14 protein-coding genes and 2 pseudogenes are annotated in these 13,761 nt (G+C 68.0%); 6 read left to right on the top strand and 10 right to left on the bottom strand.

All coding sequences use genetic code 11. The annotated features are described in order from the left end of the window. Positions 1-174: 174 nt before the first annotated feature. Positions 175-1,710, top strand: coding sequence for a S8 family peptidase (locus ACFPCV_RS10620; protein WP_378055920.1), 1,536 nt, complete (start codon positions 175-177; stop codon positions 1,708-1,710). Positions 1,711-1,829: 119 nt separating this feature from the next. Continuing rightward, complete coding sequence (locus tag ACFPCV_RS10615) at positions 1,830-2,744, top strand: Dyp-type peroxidase (RefSeq protein ID WP_378055919.1); 915 nt, start codon at positions 1,830-1,832, stop codon at positions 2,742-2,744. A 267-nt stretch (positions 2,745-3,011) separates the two neighbouring features. Here ACFPCV_RS10615 and ACFPCV_RS10610 read toward each other — a convergent pair whose 3' ends face one another. Together ACFPCV_RS10610 and ACFPCV_RS10605 are read right to left on the bottom strand one after the other, a co-directional pair. Further along, positions 3,012-3,299, bottom strand: a complete 288-nt coding sequence (locus ACFPCV_RS10610; protein ID WP_378055948.1) for a transposase — start codon at positions 3,297-3,299, stop codon at positions 3,012-3,014. Beyond that, positions 3,294-3,446: pseudogene (locus tag ACFPCV_RS10605) on the bottom strand (transposase); the annotation flags it as partial. The gene ACFPCV_RS10610 and the pseudogene ACFPCV_RS10605, both read right to left, overlap by 6 nt. A gap of 99 nt (positions 3,447-3,545) precedes the next feature. On the opposite strand from ACFPCV_RS10605, the gene ACFPCV_RS10600 reads away from it, so the two are divergent. Continuing rightward, on the top strand, positions 3,546-4,049 hold the full coding sequence (locus ACFPCV_RS10600) for a TetR/AcrR family transcriptional regulator (RefSeq protein WP_378055947.1): 504 nt from the start codon (positions 3,546-3,548) through the stop codon (positions 4,047-4,049). A 177-nt stretch (positions 4,050-4,226) separates the two neighbouring features. On the opposite strand, the gene ACFPCV_RS10595 is transcribed toward ACFPCV_RS10600, so the two are convergent. From ACFPCV_RS10595 to ACFPCV_RS10580, 4 genes are all read right to left on the bottom strand, one after another. Next, on the bottom strand, positions 4,227-4,661 hold the full coding sequence (locus ACFPCV_RS10595) for a hypothetical protein (protein WP_378055918.1): 435 nt from the start codon (positions 4,659-4,661) through the stop codon (positions 4,227-4,229). 114 nt (positions 4,662-4,775) lie between these two features. After that, entirely contained in the window at positions 4,776-4,976 is a 201-nt protein-coding gene (locus ACFPCV_RS10590; protein WP_378055917.1) for a hypothetical protein, read from the bottom strand. After that, a complete protein-coding gene (locus ACFPCV_RS10585) occupies positions 4,973-5,857 on the bottom strand; it encodes a GerMN domain-containing protein (protein ID WP_378055916.1) in 885 nt (294 codons plus the stop codon). Before ACFPCV_RS10585 ends, ACFPCV_RS10590 begins: the two co-directional genes overlap by 4 nt. 817 nt (positions 5,858-6,674) lie before the next feature. Beyond that, positions 6,675-7,151 (bottom strand): helix-turn-helix domain-containing protein, encoded by a 477-nt coding sequence (locus tag ACFPCV_RS10580; RefSeq protein ID WP_378055915.1) that lies wholly within the window; start codon positions 7,149-7,151, stop codon positions 6,675-6,677. Between the two features lie 82 nt (positions 7,152-7,233). On the opposite strand from ACFPCV_RS10580, the gene ACFPCV_RS10575 reads away from it, so the two are divergent. Beyond that, positions 7,234-7,449 (top strand): hypothetical protein, encoded by a 216-nt coding sequence (locus tag ACFPCV_RS10575; protein WP_378055914.1) that lies wholly within the window; start codon positions 7,234-7,236, stop codon positions 7,447-7,449. Further along, on the top strand, positions 7,446-7,748 hold the full coding sequence (locus ACFPCV_RS10570) for a hypothetical protein (RefSeq protein ID WP_378055913.1): 303 nt from the start codon (positions 7,446-7,448) through the stop codon (positions 7,746-7,748). Before ACFPCV_RS10575 ends, ACFPCV_RS10570 begins: the two co-directional genes overlap by 4 nt. A gap of 178 nt (positions 7,749-7,926) precedes the next feature. Here ACFPCV_RS10570 and ACFPCV_RS10565 read toward each other — a convergent pair whose 3' ends face one another. The 4 genes and pseudogenes from ACFPCV_RS10565 to eccCb form a co-directional block, all read right to left on the bottom strand. Continuing rightward, positions 7,927-9,687 carry a WD40 repeat domain-containing protein gene (locus ACFPCV_RS10565; protein WP_378055912.1) on the bottom strand — a complete coding sequence of 587 codons (1,761 nt, stop codon included), beginning with the start codon at positions 9,685-9,687 and terminating at the stop codon, positions 7,927-7,929. A gap of 59 nt (positions 9,688-9,746) precedes the next feature. Next, the gene (locus ACFPCV_RS10560) at positions 9,747-10,415 is read right to left on the bottom strand and encodes a P-loop NTPase family protein (protein ID WP_378055911.1); all 669 of its coding nucleotides are present in this window, start codon (positions 10,413-10,415) and stop codon (positions 9,747-9,749) included. Positions 10,416-10,519: 104 nt separating this feature from the next. Then, positions 10,520-11,155, bottom strand: coding sequence for a hypothetical protein (locus tag ACFPCV_RS10555; RefSeq protein ID WP_378055910.1), 636 nt, complete (start codon positions 11,153-11,155; stop codon positions 10,520-10,522). A gap of 134 nt (positions 11,156-11,289) precedes the next feature. Further along, positions 11,290-12,903: pseudogene (gene eccCb, locus ACFPCV_RS10550) on the bottom strand (type VII secretion protein EccCb); the annotation flags it as partial. Between the two features lie 449 nt (positions 12,904-13,352). Between eccCb and ACFPCV_RS10545 the strand changes: the two are divergent. Next, on the top strand, positions 13,353-13,761 hold a 409-nt coding region (locus tag ACFPCV_RS10545), incomplete at its 3' end, for a transposase (RefSeq protein ID WP_465251558.1).

Genomic DNA, 13,761 nt, shown 5'->3' with positions numbered 1-13,761 from the left:
ACTGTTCGGAGCAGTGCCAGGTTCCGCCGAGCTTGTTATGGTCCAAACCAAGAGGGATGTGTCGGGGTGCACACGCGTCACGAACCTGGGGGTTACGTGTCTTCAGCACGCCGGTCGAGCCTGCAAGGAAGAATCCGAGGACGGCTTCTCGCCGCGGGTATCACCGTTGCGATATTGGCCGCGTTCGCGCCGATTCCCGCACAGGCCGCCGAAGGAAACCTGCGAGTTCCGGCAGGCGCCGAGGTCGTCTCCGGTCGCTATCTGGTGCTGCTGCACCCCGGAACGGAATCGGTCGACACCACCGCGGCGGCACTCGCCGCCCGGCACGGCGGCACCGTCGAACATGTGTACCGAGCGGCTCTGCGCGGCTTCTCCGTCGCCGCGACCGACCAGCAGGCACGCCGACTTGCCGCGGATCCCGCGGTACTGCTGGTGGAAGCGGACACGATCGTACGCGGCAGCGGGCTGCAGAGCCTGCCGCCGTGGCAGCTCGACAGGATCGACCAGCGCAGCACGGTCCTCGACGACGAGTACGCCTACCCGGACAGTTCCGGGAACGGGGTGACCGCCTACGTTATGGATACCGGCATCCGCACATCACACCATGAGTTCGATGGCCGGGCACAGGTCGGCTTCGACGGTTACGACGACGGGTGGAACGGGCAGGACTGCAGCACGACCGGGCACGGCACCCATGTCGCCGGCATCATCGGCGGCACGACCTACGGCGTGGCCAAGCAGGTCGAGCTGGTCTCGGTGCGCGTGCTTCCGTGCGAGAACTATGGTCCCAACAGCGTCATCACCGCTGGCGTCGACTGGATAACCCAGCACGCGGCACATCCAGCGGTCGTCAACATGAGCCTCGGCGCCCGCGGTTCGTCGACGGTCCTGGAGACCGCCGTCCGGAACTCCGTCATATCCGGAATCACCTATGTCATCGCCGCGGGTAACGACAACGTCGACGCGTGCACCTTCACTCCCGCCAAGGTGGCGAACGCGATCACGGTGGGGGCGAGCGACCCGATGGACGAGCGGGCAAGGAACTGGGGCCAGTCACCGACCGCCGCCGATGCCGGTTCGAACTGGGGAACCTGTGTGGACCTGTTCGCGCCGGGCCAGGCGATCGAGTCCGCGCACAACGCCACCGACGATGCCACTGTGACCCTCTTCGGCACCTCCATGGCCGCACCCCACGTGGCCGGCGCCGCCGCCCTGCTGCTGGCCGACAACCCGGCTCTGACGCCCGTCGAGGTGACCAACACCCTTCTCGCCCAGGCGACGGCCGGGGTGCTGAGCCCGACCGATCTCGGGACTGGCTCACCGAACAAGCTCCTCCACACCAACCCCACACCCCCGGCGGACTGCACGGTCTCCGACGACACCTGGCGACCGGTCCCCGACCTCGGCGAGACCTCCAGCACTGTCGAGGTCACCGACTGCCCGGGCACCGTCGCCGAGACCGCGAGCGTGCACGTCCGCGCCGAGCACCCGTTCCGCGGCGATCTATCGGTCACACTCGTCGCCCCCGACGGCACCGAACGAGTGCTCAAGGAGGCCGACGGCACCGACGTCGGCGTGGACCTCGACACGACGTACCCGCTCGCCGGTATGTCCACACTGGACGCCAATGGTCGATGGCGACTCGTGGTCCGGGACAACTTCGGGTTCGACGAAGGCGCTCTGCTCGGCTGGACGCTGACGTTGAGATGACCGTCGCCAGACGAACACTGCTCGCCGTCGTCGGCGCCGCCGGTCTCGCTGGCTGCGTCGCGCCGCCCGAGCCGCTGAATCGCGAAAACCCTCGACGTCGGCTCAGTCACCAACCCGGCGTGACCACGCCCGTTCTTCCGGAGACCGAGTTCGTCGCGTTCGACGTGACCACTCCGACCCGCGCCGCGCTAGCCGATGCCCTCCAGGCGTTGATCACCCCCATCACCGGTGCCACGACGACCATCGCGGTCGGTGCCTCACTGTTCGACGGACGGTTCGACCTCGAACGACCGAGCAGACTCATCCGGATGCCGACCTTCCGCAACGACGTACTGGACCTCCAGTGGTGCCACGGAGACCTGCTGGTGCAGCTCGGCACCGAGCACCGCGCCGCGATCGAACCCTTCCTGGCCAGCAGGCCACCGCACCTGACATCACGCTGGCGGATCACCGGAAACCACCGCGAACGCAACCTGTTCGGTTTCACCGAGGGCGCGGGAAACCCGGACCCCAACGACGACACCCTGATGAACCAGCACGTCTGGGTCCAACCAGGGGACGACGAACCAGCATGGTGCATCGGCGGCACCTACCAAGTCGTGCGCCTGATCCAACTGGCCATGCCGACCTGGGACGCCGAACCCGTCAACGTCCAGGAGAAGGTGTTCGGCCGCACCAAGAACACCGACGCCCCACTCGGCCAGTCCACAAGAGACGCCGACCCCGATTACCGGAGCGACCCCAGCGGCACGACCATACCGCTCGACGCCCACATCCGCCGCGCCAACCCACACACGCCGGAAAGCAAGAACCGTCGGATACTGCGTCACAGCCACACCTACCGCCGCTCACCGGACAATGTCGGCCAAGTCTTCGTCTGCTTCCAACGCGATCTGGAACGGGGTTTCGCGACCATCCAACGGCGCCTGGCAGGCGAAGCCCTCGAAAAGTACCTACTCCCGTTCGGCGGCGGCTACTACTTCGTCCTCCCCGATCCGGCGGACCTCATCGCGAGCCTGCGAAAGCACTCGTAGCGGTGCGTTCGGCGAGTGCCCGCTGAAGGACGGTGCGATCGGGCGAGAGTACTACCCACGCCCCCGCTAACCGACGAAGCCGTTACATACGGTAACAACAACTCTGGATTACCGCGAAATGCATGACATGGGGTCGTTTCAAGTTCGGATGGGAGATTCCTGGGGGATCGGAATCCGCCAAAACTCGTCCGACGCCGTCTCAACGAGGAGGAACGAGGCTTGTTGACCAGCAAATGTGCACATCGCCGCAGGTCAGCGGCTGTTGATCTACCTTGACACGGTAGAGGTCATCGTGACGGCAGCTGTCGTCGCACACACACAGAACGCCGCACCATCCCCAACTACGGCGGTAAGGAGCAGGCCCAGGATGTCGGTGGCAATGTGCCGCTTGCGGCCCTTGGTCTTCTTGCCCGCGTCGTAGCCAGCACTGGCGGTGGGCACGGTGTCGGCGCCGCGCACGGTCTGGGAGTCGATAATCGCGGCGGTGGGCAGCGGGTAACGTCCGGCGTTGAGGCGAACCAGGTCGCGTAGTGCATCGTGAGCTTGTTGCCACACACCGGTTTTGGCCCAAGGGCGGAAGATGTCGTAGATGGTCATCGCGGGCGGGAAGTCGCTGGGCAACTGTCGCCAGGCGATCCCACCGCGGGCCACGTAGAAGATCGCGTCCAGCACGATCCGGCGTGGGTGCTTCTCCGGTCGCCCACCTTTCCCGGTGGTGTTAGAGCATGTTTGAGATCTTCATGAAGCTGTGAATGTGCGTGGTCCGGGACGTGTGGCTGGTGTTCCGCGGGCGATGCGTCCATCGACGAACTGGCAGGGTCGGGCTACGCCCGCCTGACGATGGACCGGGTGGCGCGTCGCGCCGGCGTCGGCAAGAGCGCGATCTACCGGCGCTGGCCGTCCAAACAGGACATGATCGTCGAGGTGCTCGCCCGGCTCAGCATCCCGGCCGGCCCTGTCCCGGACACCGGATCCCTGCGCGGTGACGTGCGCGCGATGCTGCAGAGCGTCTTCGACTGGCTCACCGACCCGCGTATCCGGGCGGTCCTGCCTGATCTGATCGCCGAGTCCGACCGCAACCCCGTGCTCGCCGCAGCGGTGGCGCACCACGTCACCCGCCCGCGCCTTACCTGGTCCCGGACCGCACTGGACCGGGCGTGCGACCGGGGCGAACTGGCCGCCGACGACATAGACCTGGTGCAGGACCTGCTCATCGCACCAATCTTCTGGCGTGTCACCCACACCCGGCCGGTCGACGACCAGTACCTCGACCGACTCACCCAGCTGACGACCGGTGGCCGATGATGACACTGACGCGGTTTCCACGCGCATCTTCGGCGCCCCGAGCGCCGGAACACCCCAAGGGCCGGGCCACCACCCACCGTCGGCACCATCGCCCGCATCGTGGTCGACCGTCACCTCGACGCAACCCGCAGGATCCTGCCGCGCAGCACCTGACCAATTACGTTCATCGTACGCATTTCACTCATTCGTCGCATTGGCTGACGTGTCGCCGAAACAGTCAACCGCTTCCGTTGTTCCTCCCGAACGAGTCCTTGAAACGATCGACTTTCTCGACCTCTGAAAGCGTCGTCCATCGCACGCGCAGCCGCATCCATTGACGCCTCGGTCACAACATGATCCGCGTGATACACCCACACCGCGCCATGAGCATTGACAACGGTACGCACCCGCAACCCGGCCGCACGACACGCCTGACGGACAGCAGCCGCAGAAGATCGACAGCATCTCCATGTACGGGTCGCCGTAGTCGATGATCTGGCTCATGAAGTCGTAGAGGGTGTCGATGACGAACGTCTTGCGCTTCTGCTCCCCGCCCGTGGTGCGATGGGTGCGGTTGAACCGGAAGAGCGTCTGCACGGCGGCGACTCCGGAGAGTTTCTTGTCGACGCACATCGCAGAGAGCAGTACACCGCCTGAGCCTGTCATCGTCCGTGTGGCGCCCCCAGGTGACGCTCCCCGGCTCGTGCGCGGGGAAGCCGGGATGGCGCTGCGACCGATCACCGAGGTCTACGGCGGCCCGGCAGTGTTCACGTGCGAGGTGCCCGGCCTGCTGACCGTCGACCTCACCGACCACTGGATCGACATGCCCGCCGAGGTCGTCGCCCTGGTCGACCCCCGCCCACCGGAGTCGGCACTGGTGCCCTCCGGCACCCGCCTCCACGACTCGACCCTGGTCCGGACCGTCGCCACCCTCCGAGCCCAGCTCAACTGCCGAGGTTCACCGGGATCTCGCTCACCACGACCTCGCTGCCGTCCTGGGCCGATGCGTACCAGGCGATGACCTTGCCGGGGCCCACGGCGGCGACGGTGAAGCGCAGGGTGGTGTCGAACGTGCCGCGGGTGCCGGTGCCCGACGTGGCCATCACCGGCTGCTCGACCAGCGCCTTGCCCGCGGCGTCGGTGACGCGCAGGGAGAACTGGGCCTCGAACACGTTCGCCGACCCGTACACGCGCAGCGGGCTCGTGACGTTGGCGCCGAACACCGGGGACTCCACCAGGACCGCCGGAGCGAAGTCCTCGTAATCGCCGCGGGTCTGCGGGCGGTCGATGATCACGCCCTCGCCACCGAGCGCCGTGACCGGCTTGCCGTCCAGGCGCAGCTCCACCCGCTCCACCGAGCTGAACTGGGTGAGGGTGAACACCAGCTGGGCGAGCCTGCCCATCATCGAGAAGGAACCGCCGCCGGAGGCGTACTGCCCGGACAGGTCCACCGTCACGGTTCCGTCCGCCAGGTTGACCCCGCGCAGCCCGGTCCCGGCCGGCACCGTGCTGGACATCCCCGCCGCCTGCTCGGCCTCGCTGGGACCGGCGAGCAGCGCGCGCACCGCGGCCTCGGCGACACCGGGCCCTGGGAGGTCTCGGGAGGCGGGCACCAGCTTCTCGTCCCGCAGGAAGTACACCGAGCCCGCCACCACCACGTCGGGCTCGACGGTCGGGCTGTGCGCCGGGGTGGTGGGAGCGGCCGTCGTCGGGGTCGAGGTCGAGCTGCCGGTGGGGACTTCACTCGGTTCCTCCGTGCCCGGCTCGGGCGAGGTGCACCCGCTCACCACAACCAGCGCGGCGGCGAGAATGGCGGTCAGTCGTCGCATGTGACCTCCCTGTGTACAGCGGCACGCAAATCATGACGGGTGGACGATTCACCGGCGCGACCAGTTCCGCGCCCGAGCCGGTGAACCGCCTGCCGTGACGCCGCTCGCACTGGTGCCACTCCGGGTCACATCGATGGCGTGAGGCTGAGTGTGAGCCTGCTGGCGGAGGACGTGGCCTTCGTCGGATGAGTACGTAGAGCGGACCGGGGAGCCGTCGCGGTCCTCCGCGATTCAGCAGGCCATCGAGCTGCTCCGCGCGGCGGAGGTGGAGTAGGAGTACGCGCACGTTCGACGAGGCGAGCCGCGGCCTGGGACCGCGCGACCGGCGACGGCCTGTGAGGCGCGGCCACCTCTACTGGGTCGATCTCGACTCGGTCCGCAACTCCGAGGCCAACAAACGGCCGCGCCCGCGTCGAGGAACGTGGTGCCGACCGCGGCCAGGTCTCCGCGAGAGCGATATCGTCGACTTGCCGCTCATGCACGGACGCGATCTCCAGAAGCATGTCCACCGTACTTGTGCGGTCGTCTCCAGTCCCGGTAGTTCGTCGCCAGCAACCGCAGGACGTGCACGTACCGGGCGGAGTCGCCGAGGTCGTCGACGATGGACAGGGCGCCTAGCCACGCGGCCTCGCCTCCGCCCAATGGTCGTGGGCGGAGTGGACCTTCGCGCTGAGATCCAGCAGGTCGAGCAATCCCTCGAGGTCGCGGAGCGCGATCACAGCCTCCTCGCCGTGGTCGGCCAGCTGTCTGTACCAGCTCAGCGCATCCGCGTTTTCGCCCGCATCCTCGCCGGGATTTCTTGTGAGCGGGTGTGAGGTCAGGGTTTGCCAGACGGTCCGCGCGACGCGGAACGCGACTTGAACGTCTCGACCCGGTGCGGCTGGATGTTCCACTTGCGCCAGATCCTGGCGACACTGGCGAAGGAGATCCCCAACCGGTCGGCCATCAACCGTGCCGACCAGTGCGTCACGCCGAGCTCCGGTGGCGGCTTCCCCTTGTCCGCCAACGTCTCCGCCAGCACCGCGATCTCGTCGATCTCCGGCTTGCGGCCGGGTCGAGGCAGATCCACCAGAGCTTCGACACCCGCCGCGGCGTAACGGTCGCGCCACTTCAGCACCGTCGGCCGGCTCATGCCCATCCGTTCCGCGATCTCGGTATTCGCCACCCCATCGGCTGCCAGCAGCACCACCCTCGCCCGCCGCGCCACACCCGCCGGGGCGGTCGACGCACGCGTGATCGCCTCCAACCGCGCACGATCACCATCCCGCAACGGCAACGCCTGAGCCACATACATGGCGTGATTCTCCCGCAGCCACAGACGCAAATGAATCAACGACACGCGACACTAGTAGCAGTCCAGCGGCCCGAAGCGGCGGTTGCCATGGGGCACGCACTGCGGACGACCGTACTGGCAGTGGTTCGCGTGGAGCTTCTCGTACTTCGGCATCATCCTGTGGCTGCCAACGCTGCTCGTGCTCGCCGGCATGCTGTTGGGCGACGTGCTGCTGTACACGGTGGGGGTCCGCCTCGCGGCGATCGCCAGCTGGGGGGTGATGCTCCCGCTGGTCGGCCGGTTCGGCACGCGACCGTGATCGTGCTGTCGGCGGCGGCGGGCGCTGCTGTCGTTCGGCACCCTGCCCAGGACCGTGCTCCTGACGGTGAGCGGCTGCCTGCTGTCCTGCTGCCAGGAAGGCGGGTTCACGGCATCGTCCCGTTCACGCTCGACCTCCACCGGTTCGGCTGCGCGCCACCGGGGTCGGCACGGCCAACGCCGCCGACCGGGCTGCCGCCCCTGCTCGCACCGCTGCTGGTCGGCGCGCTGGCCGCGACCGGGCCGGTCTACCTGCAGTTCGTGTCTCGCCCGCGTCCAGGCACGCTCCCGCGAACGTGACGGCCAGGTCGACGCAGTTAAATCGAACCGGAGGCAAGGAAGTTGGACTGCTTTCATTTACCGCCGTACGATGAGAATCAGGCAAGTTTGTAGAGCTCACGGGATATCACAATCAACTACAAAGATGATCGCAGACATGGTCACGGTTCATTCATTCGTCGCTGTGCATCGTGTGCGTTCAGGAGAACTCGTAGTCCCAGTCGAGGTCCCACAGCCGCATCGTGGTGTCACTGCTCCCGGAGAGCACGCGGCTCGCTCCGGGGGTCATGGCCACCGACCAGATCCGGGCTGAGTGGCCGGTGAGAACGCGCAGGCAGGTCCCGGCTTCCAGGTCCCACAGCCGCACGGTGGCGTCCATGCTGCTGGAGACGGCGTGGCGCCCGTCCGGAGTGATCGTCACCGACATGATCGTGTCGGTGTGCCCGGTGAGAGAACGGACGCATTGCCCGGTCTCCAGGTCCCACAACCGCACGGTCCCGTCTCCCCCGGAGACGGCCTGACGGCCATCCGGGGTGATCGCCACGGACAGAACGGTGTCGGTGTGCCCGGTGAAAACTCCCCGGCAGCGGCCGCTCGACACGTCCCACCACCGCATCGTGCGGTCGAAGCCGCCGGACACGGCGTGACGGCCGTCCGGGGTCACGGCCACCGACCACACCCCGTCGGTGTGGCCGGTGAGGACGCGCAGGCATTGCCCGGTGTCCAGATCCCACCACCGCACCGTCATGTCCTTACCGCCGGACAACGCGTGGCGGCCGTCCTGCGTTAGCGCGACCAGGCTGACGCCATCGGTGTGACCGGTAAGGGTGAGCAGGCATCGCCCGGAGTCCAGGTCCCACCACCGCAGCGACGTGTCGTTGCTGCTGGACAGCGCGTGGCGACCGTCGTCGGTCACCTTGACGCAGACGACGGGTTCGGTGTGCGCGGAGAGTGTGCGCAAGCAGGTGCCGGTGTCCAGGTCCCACCACCGGACCGACTTGTCGCCGCCGCCGGAGACGGCGTGGCGCCCGTCCGGGGTGATCGCCACCGACACGACCGGCCGCACGTGCCCGGTCAGCGCACCGCGCTCCCGGGCGTCCAGGAAACCGGCACGCCTGCCGCCGTGGCCGACGTGTCGCCACATCGCCAGCAGCGTCGCGTCCCGCGCGAAGCCGGGGACGGTCCGCGCCGCGCGGAGTTCGGCCGCCGCCGCTGCGAGGTCGTCGCGGTCGAGCGACCGGCGAGCCTGCGCCAGCCGCTTTCGGAACTCCGCTGCCCGATCGGTCAGGTCGGTCGCGGTGGACGGGCGGCTGTAGCACCACGGCGCGACGGCGCCGCCTCCAATGGTCCACGTCCGAACGGTCTTGTCCCAGCCGCCGGAGACGGCGTGGCGCCCGTCCGCGGACACCGCCACGGACACGATCGCGTCGGCGTGGCCGGTGAGTGTGCGCAGGCAGCGGCCGCCGGTGAGATCCCACCACCGCACGGTGCCGTCACGGCCACCGGACACGCCGTACCGTCCGTCGGGTGTGATGGCCACCGTGTGCGCAGAACCGACATGCCCGCTGAGGTTCTGCAGACAGCGCCCCATGGACGCCGACTGGTCCCACAGCTTGACCTCGCCGTTCTCGTGTCCGCTCAGCAACTGCCCGCCGTTCGAGGTGATCGCCACCGACTTGACGTCCCCGGTGAGAGTGGCGAGGCAACGGCCGGTGGTCAGGTCCCACACGTCCGCGTTGGGCGGGCCGCAGGTGACGCCGAGCCGGGCGTCCGAGGTCAACGCGACGACGGAGGTGTTGTCGGCGTGGCCGGTCAGCGTGGTGAGCCAGCGGTTCGCCGACAGGTCCCACAGCCGCGCCATCCCGTCCTGGTAGCCGATCAGAGCGAACCGGCCGTCCGGGGTGATCGCCGCGGCCATGGCGCCGACGTCGAGCGTTCCCAGGAGCCTGCCGCTGTCCACCTCCCACCGGCAGGTCCTGCCGGCGGCGTCACAGGTGATGGCGTGACGGCCGTCGGGCGTCAGCGCAACTGAGGTGACCGCGTGGTCGTGGCCAGAGCAGCGACCGCACCTGGCGTTCCCGCCGCGACTTCTCCTTCCAACTCCTCGACCCGCCCCTGCCCGGCCAACAGCTCAGCCAACTGGGGCGCGGCGAGCCAGCCGCCGTTGTCGGCAAGAGAGCGGAGCAGGGTGAGCGCCTCGTCAACCTGCCCCTGCTCGGCCAACAGGGCGGCCAGTTCGAGGGCAGCATGCCTGTCGACGTTGTCGGCGCGGACGCGCAACTGCTCCACCTGCCCCTGCCCGGCCAACAGTGCGGCCAACCGGGCGGCGGCGAGCTCGTAGCCGCGGTCGGCGAGGTGAATCAGCTCCTCCAACTCCCCCTGCCTGGCCAACAGCTCAGCCAACCGGTACGTGGCGTACCCGTCGCCGTTGTCGGTCAGGAAGGCCAGCTGGTGGGCGGCATACCCGTCGCCGTTGTCGGCGCGGACGCGCAACTGCTCGGCGCGCAGGATGCCTTCGATGAGGACGTGGTAGCCCTGGTCCAGGGCGGAGCGGGCCACGAGCGATATCAGGCCGATGTTGGCGCCGTCAGGGACGTCGCGTTCCTTGAGGATCGTGCGGCGTATGACGTCCTGCTGGACCTTTCCGACCGCCGTCGGATTTTCAGTCCCGCTGACCAGTGCTTTCATGTGGCGTACATGTGCGGGACGTCGAGTTGAGTGCATCAGCTCTCGAGATGTGTGGCAGCTCGGAGGGACGCTGACACACCAACCGTGTGCCTTGCGTCGGTTGGTCAGGGTGACGATGCGGGCGTGGCCGCCGGTGGTAGCCAGGCGATTTGGATCAGGCTCGTGTTGCCCTGGCGGTCGACCAGCCAGCCGCGACCCGGAGGTTGCGCGGACGGGCGGATGGTGCCGAGCAGCGGGCCCTCGTCGCGGTCGCCGGACATCATCAGCCCGGACGTGCCGATCTCCCGCAGCCGCGCGAGGAACGGCTCGAACAGGCCGCGGCCCGCACCTCCGGTGCGGCGGGCGAGCACGACGTGCAGGCCGATGTCGGCGCCCTGGGCAACCAGCGGCAGCAATGCCATCAGCGGGTGTTCCTTGTGTGTCGCGACCATGTCGTAGTCGTCGACCAGCACGACGATCCGCGGGCCCTTCCACCAGTTGCGCGCCCGCAGCTGCTCTGGTGTGACGTCCTGGCCGGGCAGGCGCCGTGTCATCGCGTCGGCTACCTCGGCGAGCAGGCTCCGGCTGTGCGTGTCGTTGGTGCCGTAGCCGAGGAGGAACTCGTCGCCGATCTCGCCGAGCAGGCCGCGGCGGTAGTCGACCAGCAGGATCCTGGCCTGCTCCGGTGTGTACGCCTCGGCAATCCGTTGTGCCACAACGCGAAGGAAGTTGGTCTTACCGGACTCGGTGTCGCCGAACACCAGGAAGTGCGGGTCAGTTGCCGGCCAAAGGTACACCGGCTCGAGGTCCTGTTCGGCGATCCGATCGACAGCGCGTCGCCAGCCCCGCCGCGTGGCAGGCTCGCGAACTCGACCCGGTTGGGCAACATGCGCACCGGCGGCGCGCAGCGGCGCATTGGCCACTCCGTCGCGATCCGGTCGACCAGCTGCTTGACGCCGGCGGTCAGGTCGTCGGTGCGGGTGCTGCCGTCTACGCGCGGCAGACCGATCAGCATGTGGTGGCCCGCGTCGGTGATGCCCCGGCCTGGTACGTCGGCCGGCACGTTCGCCGCCGCCTTGCGGTTGAGGAACGAGTCAGCCGGATCGCCGAGCCGCAGCTCCAGCTTGGTGCCGAACAGGTCGCGGATGCCGGGTCGCAGGTCGAACCACCGGGTGCAGCTGACGACCACGTGTATCCCGTAGGGCAGGCCCCGGGTGGCCAGGTCGGTGATCTTCTCTTCGATCTCGTCGTGCTCTTTGCGTAGCGTCAGCCAGCCGTCCACGACCAGGAACACGTCGCCGTACGGGTCGTCGTCGAATTGGCCCTCGTGCCTGGCCCGCCGGTAGTCGGTCATGCCTTCGAGCCGGTGCTCGGCGAACCGCTCCTCCCGGACCCGCAGCACGCGCACGACGTCGGCGACCGTGCGGCGCACCACGCTGGCGTCCCGCCGGTCCGCAACGCCACCGACATGTGGCAGCGCGTGCAGGGCGCCGAAGCCACCGCCGTCGAAGTTCAGGCAGTAGAATTGCACCTGCAGCGGGGTGTGGGTGAGCGCGAGGCTCACAATCAGGGTGCGCAGCAGCGTGGTCTTGCCGCTCTGTGCCGCGCCGACCACCACCACGTGCCCCGCATCGCCGGACAGGTCCAGCACCAGCGGGTCCCGGCGCTGCTTCAGCGGAAGGTCGAGCACTCCGACCACCGCACGCAACGCACCGCGCAGTCCGGAGTCCTTCGTAACGGTGAATCCGCGACCGGGGTCGGTGGCAAGCGGCGGCAGCAGCGTAGACAGTGGCTCGGACTCCTCCAGCGGGGGCAGCCACACCGGATGAGCCGGCGTGCCGCGGCCGTGCATCCGGTCGACCAGGATCTCCAGCAGGGTCTCGCCGACCGCCTCGTCGTCGGGTCCCCAGGCGGCATCCGCCGCAGTGGCGTCGTCGGGCTCGGTGTACTCGGAGACGTCGTCCAGCAGCAGCACGCCGGCGCTGTCGGCGGACGGCGCCACGGCACCCGACCCGGCCGGCCGGTACACACCGGAGACGTAGGCGTCCCTGAAGCGCTCCATCGGCTCGGCGCCGACCTTGAGGAAGCCATGGCCAGGTGCGCGCGGCAACCGAAAGGCATCCGGCACACCCAGCGCCGCACGACTGTCCGTTCCGGAGAATGTGCGCAGCCCGATCCGGTAGGGCAGATGCCTCTCCAGACCGCGCAACCGCCCCTCTTCCAGGCGCTGCGAGGCGAGCAGCAGGTGCACGCCAAGCGACCGACCGATACGTCCCATCTGGACGAATATGTCGATTAGATCGGGCTTGGCGGACAGGAGTTCGGAGAACTCGTCGCAGATTACCAGCAAGGTCGGCACCTCGGCCAGCGGCGCACCCGCCGCTCTGGCTTGCTCGTAGTCGAGCAGCGACGCGAAGTTCCCAGCCTTGCGCAGCAACTCCTGGCGGCGCAGCAGCTCACCCTCCAGCGACTCGGTCATCCGGTCCACCAACGAGAGCTCGTCGACCATGTTGGTGATCACCGCGCTGGTGTGCGGTAAGGAGTCCAGCCGGGTCGTGAGCTCGAGTACGGTGTCTTGGTGATGCCAAACGGCAACGACGGTGCGGGCGCCGGCCTCTCCGGTTTCCGGGTCCGCGGCCTCTACTTGGTCACCGACCTGGATGTCCTCGATCGGCTTGACGCTGCTGTCCGCCATCAACACACCGGTCTCACCTGAGAAACTGCACGCCGTGCGTACCGCTGGTCCAGCGGGGGTCTTGTTGGCTACCTTTGCTCCAGTGATCAGTGAGGTGATCTCAGCAAGATCAGCTTGGTGGTGAGCGCGCTGGGCGGGGAGGCGTGGGGCGAGTGCGCCGGTTGGCCGGTACCGGTGAGATGTGGGCGGGGAGCTCCTGGTAGGACTGGATTTGCGAAGATCAAGTCCGAGGTCAGGGGCTCCCCGTGATTGCCTATCGTGCCATGCTCGACGTGCCGCGTGAACTCGCCCAGTACCTCAGCCGTCTGCTGCATGCCGAACGCCGCCGTCGTGGTACTCGCGCAAACAGCAGGGCGTTGAGCTGCTTCCGGCAAGCAGTGCTGGGTCTTCGCTGGTTCCGCCAGGCCGTCGATGTCACCGCGCTGGCGCGGGACCATGGGATCTCCCGTGCCACCGGGTACCGCTACCTCGACGAGATCATCGAGGTACTCGCCGATCAGGCACCCGACTTACACGAAGCTCTGGAGAAGGCCAAAGCCGACGGACTGGCCTACGTGATCCTGGACGGCAAGATCTTCTCCGCTGACCGCTGTGACGAGAAAACCCCGAGCGTCAAAGGGAAACAGATCGACCTGTGGTACTCCGGGAAGGCACACGAACACGGCGGCAACA

The sequence above is a fragment of the Actinophytocola glycyrrhizae genome, from assembly GCF_042653545.1.
Classification (GTDB): Bacteria; Actinomycetota; Actinomycetes; order Mycobacteriales; family Pseudonocardiaceae; genus Actinophytocola; species Actinophytocola glycyrrhizae.
Note: the sequence above shows the minus strand (reverse complement) of the source record. Positions and strands in the feature narration are given on the sequence as shown.

Coding starts and splice junctions, on each gene's coding strand:
- ACFPCV_RS10595 (WP_378055918.1), bottom strand. CDS start 4,661: ATGTGCGTCGACAAGAAACTCTCCGGAGTCGCCGCCGTGCAGACGCTC.
- ACFPCV_RS10585 (WP_378055916.1), bottom strand. CDS start 5,857: ATGCGACGACTGACCGCCATTCTCGCCGCCGCGCTGGTTGTGGTGAGC.
- ACFPCV_RS10580 (WP_378055915.1), bottom strand. CDS start 7,151: ATGTATGTGGCTCAGGCGTTGCCGTTGCGGGATGGTGATCGTGCGCGG.
- ACFPCV_RS10560 (WP_378055911.1), bottom strand. CDS start 10,415: ATGAAAGCACTGGTCAGCGGGACTGAAAATCCGACGGCGGTCGGAAAG.